At 32.4% G+C, this 14,675-nt stretch carries 10 protein-coding genes; 2 read left to right on the forward strand and 8 right to left on the reverse strand.

Annotated elements, in window-relative coordinates; translation table 11 throughout:
* Nucleotides 1-11: 11 nt before the first annotated feature.
* The 3 genes from Q0662_RS04050 to Q0662_RS04060 are packed head-to-tail and all read right to left on the reverse strand — an operon-like array spanning nucleotide 12 to nucleotide 3,283.
* On the reverse strand, nucleotides 12-686 hold the full coding sequence (locus Q0662_RS04050; protein WP_109403607.1) for an ABC transporter ATP-binding protein: 675 nt from the start codon (nucleotides 684-686) through the stop codon (nucleotides 12-14).
* A gap of 5 nt (nucleotides 687-691) precedes the next feature.
* Nucleotides 692-1,942: an HlyD family efflux transporter periplasmic adaptor subunit gene (locus Q0662_RS04055; protein ID WP_298947389.1), complete on the reverse strand. Its 1,251-nt coding sequence runs from the start codon at nucleotides 1,940-1,942 to the stop codon at nucleotides 692-694.
* A 9-nt stretch (nucleotides 1,943-1,951) separates the two neighbouring features.
* Nucleotides 1,952-3,283 carry a TolC family protein gene (locus tag Q0662_RS04060; protein WP_298947391.1) on the reverse strand — a complete coding sequence of 444 codons (1,332 nt, stop codon included), beginning with the start codon at nucleotides 3,281-3,283 and terminating at the stop codon, nucleotides 1,952-1,954.
* A gap of 185 nt (nucleotides 3,284-3,468) precedes the next feature.
* Here Q0662_RS04060 and Q0662_RS04065 point away from each other — a divergent pair, with 185 nt between their 5' ends.
* Both Q0662_RS04065 and Q0662_RS04070 read left to right on the forward strand, forming a co-directional pair.
* Nucleotides 3,469-4,836: a sigma-54 dependent transcriptional regulator gene (locus Q0662_RS04065; RefSeq protein ID WP_298947393.1), complete on the forward strand. Its 1,368-nt coding sequence runs from the start codon at nucleotides 3,469-3,471 to the stop codon at nucleotides 4,834-4,836.
* Between the two features lie 9 nt (nucleotides 4,837-4,845).
* The gene (locus Q0662_RS04070) at nucleotides 4,846-6,195 is read left to right on the forward strand and encodes a PAS domain-containing sensor histidine kinase (RefSeq protein ID WP_298947395.1); all 1,350 of its coding nucleotides are present in this window, start codon (nucleotides 4,846-4,848) and stop codon (nucleotides 6,193-6,195) included.
* Nucleotides 6,196-6,253: 58 nt separating this feature from the next.
* On the opposite strand, the gene Q0662_RS04075 is transcribed toward Q0662_RS04070, so the two are convergent.
* From Q0662_RS04075 to rhaT, 5 genes are all read right to left on the reverse strand, one after another.
* The gene (locus Q0662_RS04075) at nucleotides 6,254-7,927 is read right to left on the reverse strand and encodes a T9SS type A sorting domain-containing protein (protein WP_298947397.1); all 1,674 of its coding nucleotides are present in this window, start codon (nucleotides 7,925-7,927) and stop codon (nucleotides 6,254-6,256) included.
* A gap of 166 nt (nucleotides 7,928-8,093) precedes the next feature.
* On the reverse strand, nucleotides 8,094-9,197 hold the full coding sequence (locus tag Q0662_RS04080) for a 6-bladed beta-propeller (protein WP_235869078.1): 1,104 nt from the start codon (nucleotides 9,195-9,197) through the stop codon (nucleotides 8,094-8,096).
* A 14-nt stretch (nucleotides 9,198-9,211) separates the two neighbouring features.
* Nucleotides 9,212-10,675: a DUF1501 domain-containing protein gene (locus Q0662_RS04085; RefSeq protein WP_298947402.1), complete on the reverse strand. Its 1,464-nt coding sequence runs from the start codon at nucleotides 10,673-10,675 to the stop codon at nucleotides 9,212-9,214.
* 11 nt (nucleotides 10,676-10,686) lie between these two features.
* Nucleotides 10,687-13,524, reverse strand: a complete 2,838-nt coding sequence (locus Q0662_RS04090) for a DUF1549 domain-containing protein (protein ID WP_298947404.1) — start codon at nucleotides 13,522-13,524, stop codon at nucleotides 10,687-10,689.
* A 79-nt stretch (nucleotides 13,525-13,603) separates the two neighbouring features.
* Nucleotides 13,604-14,656 carry an L-rhamnose/proton symporter RhaT gene (gene rhaT / locus Q0662_RS04095; protein WP_298947406.1) on the reverse strand — a complete coding sequence of 351 codons (1,053 nt, stop codon included), beginning with the start codon at nucleotides 14,654-14,656 and terminating at the stop codon, nucleotides 13,604-13,606.
* Between the last annotated feature and the right edge of the window lie 19 nt (nucleotides 14,657-14,675).

The following is a 14,675-nucleotide window of genomic DNA, read 5'->3' on the forward strand; positions in this document are numbered from 1 at the left end:
TGGCTGTATTACTAATTGCTTGTTTCCATTACAATTTTTCCATCAAATAAGTTGATGACCCTGTGTGCGTAATTTGCATCACTTTCGGAGTGTGTTACCATAATAATAGTTGCACCTTCTTGACTTAGCTCTGTTAATAGATTCATAACCTCGGTACCATTTTTAGAATCTAAATTTCCCGTAGGTTCATCTGCTAATAATAATTTAGGCTCGGTAATTACAGCTCTAGCAATAGCAACACGTTGCTGCTGCCCTCCAGATAATTGTTGCGGGAAATGGTTAGAACGGTGGTCTATTTTCATACGTTTTAAAACAGCTTTTACTTTTTCTTTTCGTTCTTTTTGATTGATGTTCATAAACGTTAATGGCAATTCAACATTTTCGTAAACCGTTAAGCCATCAATTAAATTAAAGCTCTGAAAAATGAAACCAATATTACCTTTTCTTGCTTTAGTTAACTCCTTTTCTTTTAGGTTGCCTATTTCTTTTCCATGAAACATATAACTACCATCGGATGGAATATCAATAAGTCCAAGTATATTTAAAAGGGTCGATTTTCCACAACCAGAAGGCCCCATTATAGCAATAAATTCTCCGTCTTTTACATGTAGATTTATATCGTTTAATGCCTTAGTTTGTATATCTTCTGTAATAAATATTTTAGTTAGGTTTTTTGTCTGTATCATGGTTATTAATTTAAAATAAGTTTATCGCTGTTTTCAAAATTTTTATAGCTAGATGTTATTACACGTTCGTTAGGTTCTAGGCCTTCAAGAATTTCATAATATTGGGGGTTTTGTTTGCCTATTTTTATTTGGCGTTTAGTTGCAAAATTACCAGAAGCATCTACAACGTAAATCCAATTTCCGCCAGTAGTATTAGAGAATGCTCCTCTGCTAACAAGTATCGCATTTGTAGGTGTACCCAATTCTAATTTTATAAAATAACTTTGCCCTGTTCTAATATTGTTTGGTTTTTCTTTTATAAAACTTAGGTCTATTTGAAATTCTCCATCTCTTACCTCCGGATATACTTTTTTAGTTTTTAAGGCATAGGTTTCTCCATCGCGTTCTAAAGATGCAGAAACATGTCGCGTAACTCTATCAATATAATGCTCATCTATATTAGACTGTACTTTAAAATTGGTTAACACGTGTATCTGCCCTATACGTTGTCCTTGGGAAATACTCTGCCCAATTTCTGCATCTAGCATTCCTAATTGGCCATCTAAAGTAGCCCTAACATTTAAATGTTCAATTCTTTCATAAACCATGGCTAAGGTTTTTTTCATTCGTATTAAATCGTTGTCTAATTCTTTTATACCTGTAGCACTTAATAATGAATCTTGCTTTGCTTTAAACTTGATAACATCGTACTGTTTAGACGCCAATTCTTTTTCTTCTTTGGCTCTTATATAATTTTCTTTAGCTATTAATTCTTCTTCAAATAACGATTTATTTTGCTCAAAAGACCTGTTTGCTTTTATAACTCTGTATTCTGCCTCAAGCAAACTTTTTTGATTAAAAACACGTTGCGACTCAAAATTTATTTTTGTTTCTCTTAAATTGTTTTGCTTAATGGCTAGGTTGTTTTCGCTTGCTAAAATTTGCTCATATAACTGCCTGTTTTCTAGCTTTAATATAATATCTCCTTTTTTTACAATACTGCCTTCTTCTATATATTTTTCAACAATTCTTCCGTTTTCGTAGGCATCAAGATATACTGTAGTAATGGGTTTTACAACGCCATTAATTGTAATGTAATCATTAAAATTAGAGCGCTTAACCTCTGTTATCGTAATTTCATTTTTTTTAACTTCTGATGATGTACTAGGCGTGCCTAAACTATTGTATAGAAATATTGCGATTAAAATAATTACAAGTAATCCTATGCCAATATGTTTGGGTTGTAGTGTTCTTTTCTTCTCTATTTTAGTATCCATTCTTTGTTATTATTTAAAAGGAAAAACAGCAATACCGCAATAAAAATCTATTGCCTTTTTTTGATATTGTAATTGTAAATTAATTCTGGTTCTTTCAATTTTAGCTTGTGCTAAATTATTTTTGGCAACCTCTAATTCGTAAATCGTAGCCAGCCCTTTGTTAAACTTTTTTTGAGCAAAATTAAAAGCGAGTTCTTTAGATTTTAGGTTAGACTCATTCTCCTCTTTCTCCGCTAAAAGCGCAGTGTTTTTTTGAATTGTTTTTTGTATTTCTTTATAAAGTTCTTGCTTCTTTTGCTCTAGAATATTCTTTTCTTTTAAGATATTTATTTTAGCAATTTTTACACTGGAATGTTTTGACCATTTATTGGTAATCGGAATTCTTAAAGACAAACCAATGGATTTGGCAGCATTATTAGACAACTGGTCTAAAAAAGGAGTTATCAATCCATTTTCATCAATACTCGTTTCAAAATAACCTGTTCTATACGCCGCATTTAATGCTAATGATGGATAAAAATCACTCTTTCTAATAGCCAAGTTTTTTTCTGAAGCATTTACCTGTAATTCTTGTTGTTTAATAGACGGAAGAAATGCAATTGCTTTAGAAAAAACAGTTTCTAAGGTTAAACTATCAAGAGATTTTAATGCTACTAAATCGGGTTTTAGCTTTATACTCGTGCCATTAAAATTCATGATTTGAATGAGATTTAAAGTCGCTTCATTTAAGGCATTTTGGGCTTGAGCTATTTCTAATTTATTAGTACCTAATTCAGATTCAATATCGTATAAATTAGATTTCGCTAGCAATCCTAGTTCTATTTTTGAAGTTACCAACTCGTAGTTTAAATTAGAGATTTCTAATTTTTCTTTTGTGATTTGCAATAAATCTTCTCTAAATTTCACAAGATAAAAAGCGTTCATCACATCAAAAGAAAGGTTGTATTTTGCTTGCAAAACAGCTTCTAAGCTTGCATGATATAGTAGTTTTTTCTGCGACCTTTGGTGCCACTTTTTAAAATTATTAAACAGATTTAAAGACGATGTTACTCCGTAGGTGTTTGATGACGTTGCAGTATTGATAACGTTGTTATTATTTGGGTCTACATACCTACCAAATCGTCTGTTTAAATTTGATACAGCACTAAAGTCTGGCAAAAAATCTCGTTTAGATTGTTGAAACGATTCCTTATCAATCTCCGAATTGTAAATTTTTGTTTTTTGGTCTAAGTTATTTTCACAAGCATAAACAATGCATTCCTCTAAAGTCCATAATTTTTGTGCATTACCATTTAAAGAAAAGGCAATATAGGTTACAAAAATTAGGAAAGTGTTTTTCATTTTTTATTGTTTTGCATTTTATATAACGATATGCGTGCCAAAAAATCAATACACTGAAATTCAATAAACTACAAACATCATCAATATCTAATTATCCTTTTTATGTAAAATATTTTTATACAAAGTGTAAAAATATTTTACACTTTGTAGTTGAGTATTGTTCTTATTTGTAGCTTTGGATTATTATGTTGCAATCTGGAAAAATACTTATCGTAGACGACAATAAAGGGGTGCTAAGCGCCTTAGAATTGTTGTTGCAAGATGTTTACAAAACTGTAACTACGCTTCAAAACCCAAACGGAATATCTTCGGTTACCGATTTAAAAAGCTACGATGTTATTCTTTTGGATATGAATTTTTCATCCAGAATAAATACAGGAAATGAAGGTTTTTATTGGCTACGAAAATTAAAAAAAATAGCACCCGATGCTTCTGTAATAATGATGACTGCTTTTGGTGATGTAGAATTAGCTGTAAATACCTTAAAAGAAGGAGCTATAGATTTTGTATTAAAACCATGGGATAACGAAAAGATTTTAGCCACCATTCATGCAGCCTTTCAATTAGGAAAATCTAAGAAAGAAGTAAGTTTACTAAAACAAAGCGAAAAAAAATTAAAGCACCTTATCAACGAAACAGAGCAGCAAATTATCGGAACTTCTTCAGCGATAAATGCAGTTTTAAAAATTACTGAAAAAGTTGCAAAAACCTCTGCAAATGTTTTAATAACTGGCGAAAATGGTACTGGTAAAGAGTTAATTGCACGAGCCATTCACAACCAATCTGCGCAACATCAAGAAATTTTAGTAAATGTAGATGTAAGTGCCATACCCGAAAGCCTTTTTGAAAGTGAACTTTTTGGACATGTAAAAGGCGCTTTTACCGATGCTAAAAATGATAGAGCAGGTAAGTTTGAAGTTGCTCATAATGGTACGCTTTTTTTAGATGAAATAGGTAATTTGCCATTACAGTTACAGTCTAAATTATTAAAAGTGATTCAACAAAAAGAAATCGTTCGCATTGGGTCTAACAAAGTTATTCCTGTAAATGTTAGATTGGTTTGCGCTACCAATTGCGATTTGAATAAAATGGTTGATGAAGGACTTTTTAGAGAAGATTTGTTGTACCGAATAAATACTATACATATTGAAGTACCCGCACTTAGAGAACGTGGCAATGATATTATAGAATTGGCAGAATTTTTCTTAAATAAATATGCAAATAAATATGATAAAAAAGGATTAAAATTGAGTAGTGCCATCAAGAAAAAACTACTTAAATATACTTGGCCTGGAAATATTAGAGAGCTACAACATACTATGGAACGTTGTGTTATTTTAAGTGAGAATAACCTATTAACGGTAAATGATTTTATGTTTAATCAGCGGCAAACAAAAGCATTAAACACGGCAGACATAACCATTGACGAAATGGAAAAAAATATGATTATTACTGCGCTAAAAAAATACGATGGTAATTATAGTACTGCTGCAGAACAGTTAGGTATCACTCGTCAAACCTTATACAATAAAACAAAGCGTTATAAAATTTAATATTCTAAAATGCTATCTAAAAATTTATATCTAAAAATAATTTTAAGAGTACTATTGCTAGTATTGGTATGTGCTAGCGTAGTATTTTTTATTTTAAATGATATAAAAGGCGTTGCTGTATTATTAGGAGTCGTATTAATTTTACAAATAATTTCACTTGTCAATTTTCTAAACAGCACCAACCGTAAACTCATGTTTTTCTTTAATGCTATAGAAAACTCAGATTCCACTATTAGCTTTTCAGAAAACACAAATAACTCGGTAACAAATCAATTAAATGCGCATTTAAATAGAGTTAATAGAATTATTCAAGATGAAAAATTACATACCCAAGCCCAAGAGCAATACTACCAAACTTTATTAGCATACACCAATGTTGGCTTATTATCTATTAATGCCAAAGGGCATATTTTATTTGCCAACAAAAGTGCAAAAAAATTGTTGAATTGCGATGTGCTTACACATATTCAACAGCTTAAAAAAATAGATAACAGCGTCTATAATTTAGTTAGCAAACTACAACCTTTTAAGCAACAGGTAATTTCTATAACGAACGAACGTGCAACAGTTGAATTAAAAATTGAATCTAAACCTATAGAAGTTAACAATGTGTCTCTTTTATTAGTTAGTATTCAAAATATTTATAGCGAATTAGACACTAAACAAGTCGATTCTTGGATGGGATTAATAAAGGTAATGAGCCATGAAATCATGAATGCTTTGGCACCAATAACTTCTATTTCAGATAGTTTATCTAAAGTCATTAAAACTGATAATGGTAAAATTCAATTGGACCAATTAAAAGAAAGTGATTTAGAAAAAGTAAAAAAAGGATTGGCCGTAATACAAGAACAAAGTTTAGGTTTAACCGATTTTGTTACAGGGTATCGTTCTTTAACAAAAATTCCTAAACCCGATAAAACACTTATAAAAGTGCCTGCATTATTCGAAAAAATAATCACGTTAGTAAGTAACGAAAAGGCACATAAAAACATATCTCTCGAAACTCAAATTACACCAACTAATTTAGAGCTTTTTGCAGACGAAAATCAGATTATGCAGGTACTTGTTAATTTGATTAAGAATTCGATAGATGCTTTAATTCATCATGCTAACGGAGTAATTAAACTACAAGCTATAAAAACAACTTCTGGAAATATAGAAATACAAGTTATAGATAACGGAACTGGAATATCAGAAAACAATCTTAAGCAAATTTTTATTCCGTTTTTTACAACCAAAGAAAAAGGTACAGGAATTGGTTTAAGTCTTTCTAAACATATAATGAAATTGCATCAAGGGCACTTAATGGTAAAATCTACACCTGATGTGGAAACTGTTTTTACATTGCTGTTTTAAGAAGAAACCTATTAAATTTTAAAAAATTATAATAGGCTTCCTCTCTATAAAATGAATATTAATTCAATACAATTTTATGCATTGATGTGCCTCTATTTCCTTCTATTTTTAAAATATAGATACCTGCTTTATGATTATTTAATCGAATTTCTTTAGTTGACAATACACTTCCTTTTTGGATTTCTGCACCATTAATTGAATAAATTTTATATTGCATTTCTTCTCCATGGCTTAAATTTATATTGAAGACACCTCTATTAGGATTTGGATATATATTTACCACATCTTCTTTTATTTTTTTGGATGCAGATAATGTTGCGTTACTTAATTCTATAATATTTATTGAAAATTTAGGTAACGTAATTCCTTCAGTTCCTTGGCTAATTAGAGTTAATGGATCTACATCAATCCCCATAACTCTCTCTTCATCCATTTTAGTAAAGGTAATAGCTTTATGAACTTTAGTATCTGTATAAGCTACACCATCTATATTTACATTAAATGGCACATCTTGATTACTAAGGTTTACAACAAAAATGGAAGTTTTACCATCTTTTGTTACAACTCTTGCGTTAACAGCTTTTACACCATCAACAAGGTTAGATACTTCTACGTTACTTTCAATTAAAGTGGTATTTTCTAAAGCCAAACGTATAATTTCATAAGCAGAGCCAAACAATGTTTTTTCTAATGGATACTTTATTCTTGGACGCTCTACTCCACTATTAGAAATATAGGTTTCCCAAACAAAATGCGAGTTCAATTTTCCGTTAACACTAAACCAGTTGGCACGTTCAAAAACATCTTGGTTTTGACTCATAAAAATATAGCAATCTGCCATTCCTAAAACAGAAACTGCATTTGGTCCACCAGATTTTACACCCCACTCAGTTAACCAAATAGGTTTATTAGGTGCTACTTTGTGCGCATAATCATAAATAGAATTTCCTAAATATTTTCTGGCAGTAAGTGCTGTACCGAAAGCTTCATCACTATTATTCACGTCATCAGGATCTGAACCCACATAGGTGTGTACAGTAACCGCATCAAAATAACTAAGATCTTGGGTTACATCTCTATTCCAATTAGGGTTTGCCCAACTGTCTCTTCTCAATAATGGTATAGAAACTCTTATATTTGGGTCTTTGGTTTTTAGTGCTGCAGACATCGATTTTGCTCTAGCGATATAATCTTCGGCATTAGGTATGATTGAGCTACGTTGACCAGGATAAAAGTTTTCATTCCCCAATTCTATAACTTTTACTTCAAAACCTCTAGAAATCAAATTATTGTATCTTGCTATAGTTTCTGGACTTCCATTATTGAAATCAGTACCATCTGCACTCATATTAAAAGTCCACATCATATCAAACCCCTTACCTGTTGTTGATTTCCTAGTGGCATTTAAACTTGTTAATCCGTCAATACCAACTTTGATATTATTGCTATCAAATATTTTTATATTTGCTAACAGGTCAGGTGATTTTGTTTTAATAGTCTTATTTACGCCTTGTTCATATTGAAAACTTTCCGCTCCAAAAAGCCTGGTTACATCTCTTCTCCAGTCATACCAATTAGCCCATAACCCATGTGGAAACCTTATCGTTATTGGTTTTAATTTATTAATTAAATCTTTTTCTTTTGTGGTTGAAAAATGATGTGTATTTGTACCTAATAATAAATTATTAAACGCTTCTTGTGATGAAGAATTAATATTAATAGTTGCCTTCATGTTAGATGGCAAGCTAAAAGGGTAATCTTGAGCTGATACAACTATTGATATTAGCATCAGAAAACAAACAACAAAAAACTTATTTAACATAATTATGACTTTGGATTATTCAAAGATAGTGTATACCTTTTCTAAAGTAATCCTGTAATGACCTGAATACAAAAACTTAAACTCTTTCTAACTTTATAGGGTAAGTCTTATTTGCATTCCATTGGCATACATATAAGTTTTCATCGTTATCAATACACACATCATGACAATGGCGAAAAATAGGTTGTTCTTGTACCATGCGCTGTAGTTTTCCTTTTTTATACTTTGGTTTTGTACCACCAGGGTTGGAAACTACTTTACCTTTGTCATCCAAAATAGTTACGAATCCTGAACCTGGACTAGTTTTAGTTGGGTGTGTTTTCAATCGTCTTGAAGCATCATAGTCGATTTCTGAAGACCAACATACACCCGAATATAAGTTATCATTATGAATAACAGGACGACAAACAAAGGCTCCTGGTAAGTCTATTTGCTCTATATACACGCCATCTAATGTAAAACGCTTAAAACAATTACTAGCTCTAGAGGTTATTAGCAATGTTGGCTCTCCTTTTCCTCTGTAATCTATACAAACACCATGTGCTGTTTGAAATTGATTTTGCCCTGTGCCATTTCCTTCTCCAATTTTTCTAATAAACTCTCCGTCTTTTGTAAATTGAAGTATGTACTGCGACCCATAACCATCGGCTATGTATATATCTCCATTAGGTCCAATGGCACTTTCAGTAGGTTTAAATTTATCCTTTTTATCGTATGCTCCATATAAGGATGGATGCCCTATTATCATTAATTCTTTACCATCAGTTGTGGTTTTAATAAGTTCACCTCCTTTAGTATCTGCAATAAACAAAAAATCATCAGAGCCATCATTCCATAAAGATAATCCATGACCTCCTTTGTAACGCACTCCCCAAGCATCTAACAATTTACCGGATTTATCATAGATTAAAACATTATTATGCGTGTCATCACCCACCATTATAAGTCTGCCTTGAGAATCCATTACCATTTCATGACAATTCTTTACAGGGGTAATAGCCCTATCTAAATCTCCCCAAGATTTATGCACTTTATACTTAAAATCGCCATGACCAATAATATCATCATACATCTCTGGTTTAGATTTTAATATGTTAAAATGAGGCACAACTGCCAAACCTAAACTTGCTTTTGCTGTTGTATTTATAAACGTTCTACGATTCATATTAGACTTTGTCATAACGAAATTAAATTTTAAGCGATGTTTTCTTTTGATGATTTCATAGGATTCCCAAATAAATCTAATATTGGTTTTCCTTTACCATCTGGCGTTGTATAAAATGGTCTACCTTCTATTTCATAATGGGTTTCTGAATGAATCCCTAAAGCATGATAAACAGATTGATGCACTTCATCTATTACTACTGGATTCTCTATTGATGAACAAGGTCTTTCGTCTGCAGTTTTACCATAAACTAATCCTTTTTTTACACCACCGCCCCACATTAAAATAGAACTACCATCTGTAAAATGACGATGCATTCCATAGTGTTTTTCGTGTTCTATAATATCTGGTTGATTCACTTGGTCTTTTACTTTTTTACCTGGTCTCCCTTCCATAATAGCATCTCGACTAAACTCACTTGCCAAAATAATAAGTGTTCTATCTAAATGTCCTGTTTTATCTAAATCCTTAACAAGTTGAGCTATAGGCCTATCAATAAGCGCTTTCATTTTTTTAAGCCTCGTATGCCCATTTTCATGCGTATCCCAACCTAAAAATGGTTCGTATTCTGTAGATACACTAATAAATCGTCCTCCATTCATCGCTAATCGTTTTGCCAACAAACATCCTAAACCAAAACGTCCTGTATTATAAGTATCATAAACTTCTTTTGGTTCTTCTGATAAATCAAAAACTTTAGCTTCTGGAGAATTCAATAAGCGATACGACTGCTCCATAGAACGCATTAAAGACTCTCGCTGGTAATCGCTACCCTGCTCCATCACCTCGCTCTTATTTGCTAGTTCTTTAAATAATTTATAACGTGCTTCAAAACGTTTAAGCGACATACCCTTTGGTGGGCGCACACTTTCCAAACCACTTGAAGGGTCAGGAATTAAAAAAGGCCCATATTCTGTACCTAAAAATCCTGCAGAATGAAATGCCTTGAGCTCTTCAGACTCCCCCATTGTAAAACGTTGCCCCATAGCAATAAAAGGGGGAATAACAGGGTTTGCAGGCCCTAACTCTTTAGCTATCCAAGCTCCAATGTGAGGTGCTTGTACAGATTGTGGTGGCTCATAACAAGTATGCCAATGATATTGATGACGCGTATGCAAAATATGCCCTAAATCTGCAGATTTGTATGAACGAATTATAGCACCTTTATCCATTACACTCCCTATACCTTCTAATCCTTCAGAAAAATATAAATCATCAACTACAGTAGGTTTCTTAGGAAAAGTACTTAGCACTCTCTTGCTTTCTACACCTTTTTCAAAAGGCACATAAGCTTTAGGGTCAAATGTCTCGGTATGTGCCATTCCTCCTGCCATCCAGAGTAAAATAACAGTATCTGCTGTAGATGCCATTTTTTGAACCTCAGGCGAACAAGAACTTAAAAAACTAAATCCTGGAATTGTAGTTGCTGCTGCTGATAAACTAGCAGCACTCATTTTTTTCAAAAAATCTCTACGTGACTTATTTGTATCCATTTTTTTTATTTTTAGTTAATAAACTGAAATTCTGGCGACATTAAAACAGCCCAAAATACATCTTGTAATTGTTCTTGTTTTGGGTTCTTTCCTAAAACATTAAGCATCATTGTTTTTTCTTCACTTGACGGTTCTCTATTAAATGCTTTTTGATATAAGTTTTTTACAATAACACGACTATCCTCTCCATAATTTTTTAACCACGATTGTGCTCCTTCTTCTAAGATTCCATTAAAAAACTCACCATTAGTAAGCTCTAAAGCTTGTAACAAGGTTGCTTGATCTTCTCTAGAGGTCGTTACAATTTCTCTACTGGGTCTTCCTAAAGCTTTCATAAACGGGTGTTGTTTTACCAAACTAGCACGCGCAAATTTTTCGGTGTGTGGTTTAAAAGTAAAATCTAGTAGTTGTCCCCAATTTTTAAAATTTCTAGTACTGTAATTTCTAACTTTTCTCCATGAACTATCATCATATTCAACAGCTACCCAGTTGGCTTCTGGTAACTCACGAGAACTCACCCAAGATTTATCGGACTTTAAAAGTATACTCTTACCCGACGCATAATCTATCTTTAAAGCAAATAATATACCTGCTGGATTTGCAATAGTACCTTCATTTTCTCCTATAATCGCTATAGTGTTTTTCCCAACTTTTAGATGACTTGTAATATCAATTTTATCAACTACCTTCCAATTTTTATTTTGCAATATCTTTTTTCCATTAAGATAAAGGACATAAGAATTGTCAACTGAAATTAAAACTTCTCCTTTTTTTATAGTTTCTTTTGAAACATTAAATGATTTTCTAAAATATCTTTTACCAGGTTCAGGTAGTACTACTCTTCCCAACTCTTCTTCTAGATGCCATATCCGTATGGCTTTGATATCATCTCCATTTGGATTGAATGCTACTTGTGGATATAAAGGTGCAATAATCTGACTTACAGCATCAGAGAATTGCTCCGCACTAAGTCTGCGCGTTACTGGCCCTTTAAAAACGTACTTGGTTTTTAAGTCTTCCTCTTTTTTATAATTGACCATAGGCAATTGATAAACTTTAGACGTCATGATACGCTTAATTAAATGCTTTAAATCTGAGCCTGAATCTATAAAATCTGCTGACAACCAATCTAGCACCATAGCATCCCATGGCGTATTATCCATTTCATCTAAAGGTTCAACTATACCACGTCCCATCAATCTGTCCCAAAACCTATTGGCAATGGTTCTGTAAAGCCTTCCATTAGCTCTCTGAACCATCACTTCTGATAGTTTTAATAATCTATCTTTAACCGTTTCACCATCAACACTTCCTAATTCTGGATATAGAAAATTTGGTTTTGCGAGTTTACCTATGGGTTTATCACATCTATTCAACTCTAGAATAGAATCAGAAAAAATTGTTGCAAATCCGTAGGCTTGATCTAAGGTTAGATTGCTGATGAAACTGTTATGACATGAAGCACATTTTACATTAACCCCCATAAGAGATTGGCCAATATTCTGTGCAGCTTGCATTTCTGTTCTTTGACTTGCATTAACAACACCTCTCCATTTTATGCCTTTTATAAAACCTTCTGAACCTTTTACTGGATTTACTAACTCGGTTACTAATTGGTCATAAGATTTATTTTTCATTAGTGACGAATACAACCAATGCGTAATTTGTTTTTTACCTCCAACGCTATAATAATCATTTCGTAATAAATCATTCCAAAAACTTAACCAATGTTGTGTATAATTTTGATTATCGTTTAATAAAGTATCAACTAATGCTTCTCTTTTGTTTGGATTGTTATCATTTATAAAATCTTTAACTACGCTTGGTTCTGGCAACAAGCCAATGGCGTCCATGTAGGCACGTCTTATAAAAGCTCTATCGTTAATAACTTCTTGCCAATCCAGATTATTTTTATCAAAATAAATAGCTACTAATTTATCAATAGGATGAGTTATACCTTGAATATTATTAGGTAGCTCTGGCTTTACTAAAGCTAACTCTGCTTCTGGAAAAACTTTTACTGCTTTATCTGACCAATGTGCACCTTCTTTAATCCAAAGTTTTACCAATGCTATTTCATCAGGAGTTAATAGTTTACCTTTTGTAGGCATTACCTTTTTATCATTAGCCGAAAGAATAATTCGTTTATAAATTTCACTTTCTTCTGGTTTACCGGGTACAACTGCCAATCCTGATTTACCTCCTTTAAAAACTCCTCGTTTAGTTTCAAGTACTAACTCCCCTTTTTGCTTGTTTTCACTATGACATTGATAACATTTATGTGCAAAAAGTCCTCGTACTTCTAAACTTAATTTGTCTTTTTGTAAATCCGATAATTCTGAATTCCCTTTTAACTCTGATAATAAAACACTTGATTCTTTAGCAGTGTAAACCTCTTTATTTCCTGGCAAAATTGCTGTTAAATAATCTTCTCCATGGGTTAAATTAGCTCCTAAATGTCCAGTTATAGTTAGCAATATTACAGTTATAAAAAGCATAAATCGGTATGCCTTTAAATTAATTGTAGCTTTTTTTAGAGCATTTCTTAAAATTATTGCAGTAATAAGCGACAAAACCGCTGTAGCTATTCCTGTATATTGATGGTTATCTACCAAATCTCCAGAATATTCATCTTGTGTTTTTAGAAACCAACCAAAAAGTGCTGAAAAAACAGCAAAACCTGCACCAATATAAACCATATAATTGATGCCTTCTCTAAGTCCTTTTCGTTTACCTCCTATAGTTCGAATTTCTAATAGTAATGCAACAACCAAAAGACCTACTGGAAAATGTACAAATAGTGGATGCAAGCGCCCTAAAAATTGTAATACCCAATTTAAAGTATCCATAAATTATTCAAATAATATTGATTCTAAAATTATTTTATATTTTTTTTTAGATTATCCTGTTGTGTCAGGTTGATTAAATCTAAATAGAATTTCCAACACCCACTAATACAACGGAAAGAATAATTACTATAATTCCGGTTGTTATAGTTAATTTTGTTTTTTTAGCTACACCAAACCATTCTTTTCTATAAATCCCCCAAAGATTAGCCGTTAAAATAATGGTGGACATATGTAAAATCCAAGAACTAGCACCATTACCTAATTTGCTTTCTCCCATACCATAAAAGAAAAATTGTAAAAACCATATGGTGCCTGCCAAAGCAGAAAACAAAAGATTTTTACAAATTGGAGTATTTGTATTGATAAAATCTTTGTATGATTTTTTTTTGATACTCAACATGGTAGTCCAAACTAAATTAGTTGCTAAACCACCCCAAAGTATCACTACAAACGTCACATTATTGGCAAATAGATGATCATAGCCTGCAGCAACTGCTGCATCTGCTAAAGGTTTCCCTACTTCTATACCAAAACTAAAAAATGAACTTAATATACCTGAAAGCACAGCAACTATTAACCCTTTTACCAAATTAAATTCTGTTACGCTCTTCTTTTTTTCTTCTTCAGAAAGTTCTTTTTCCTTTAACATACCTGCTTTTCCACAAATTGCAATACCTATTAAACAAACTAAAACACCAAGCAAAACGACTCTTCCTCCTGAAGAAGATATCATATCTGTAAAAGATATTTTACCATCTTGAGGATTTAAATTATAATAAATTGAGGGTACAACAGCCCCAAATGCTGCACAAAACCCTAGAACTACTGAATTACCTAAAGACATCCCTAGATAACGTACTCCAAGGCCGTAAGACAAACCACCAACTCCCCAAAGTAGCCCCATTAAAAATGTAAAACCTAAAATTATGCTTGAACTTGATGCAATGATATCTACAAAACCAGGAACCGTTAAATAAGCAGCTATTGGAGGTACAATAAGCCAAGACATAACACCTCCTACCATCCAGTAGGTTTCCCATGCCCAACCTTTTACTTTATTGTATGGCATATAAAAACTTCCTGCGGCTACGCCTCCTAAAGAATGAAATATAACCCCTAATATTGCTTGCATAACTTTTGAATATAAAATT

It is taken from the genome of uncultured Polaribacter sp. (assembly GCF_947503855.1).
Taxonomy (GTDB): domain Bacteria; phylum Bacteroidota; class Bacteroidia; order Flavobacteriales; family Flavobacteriaceae; genus Polaribacter.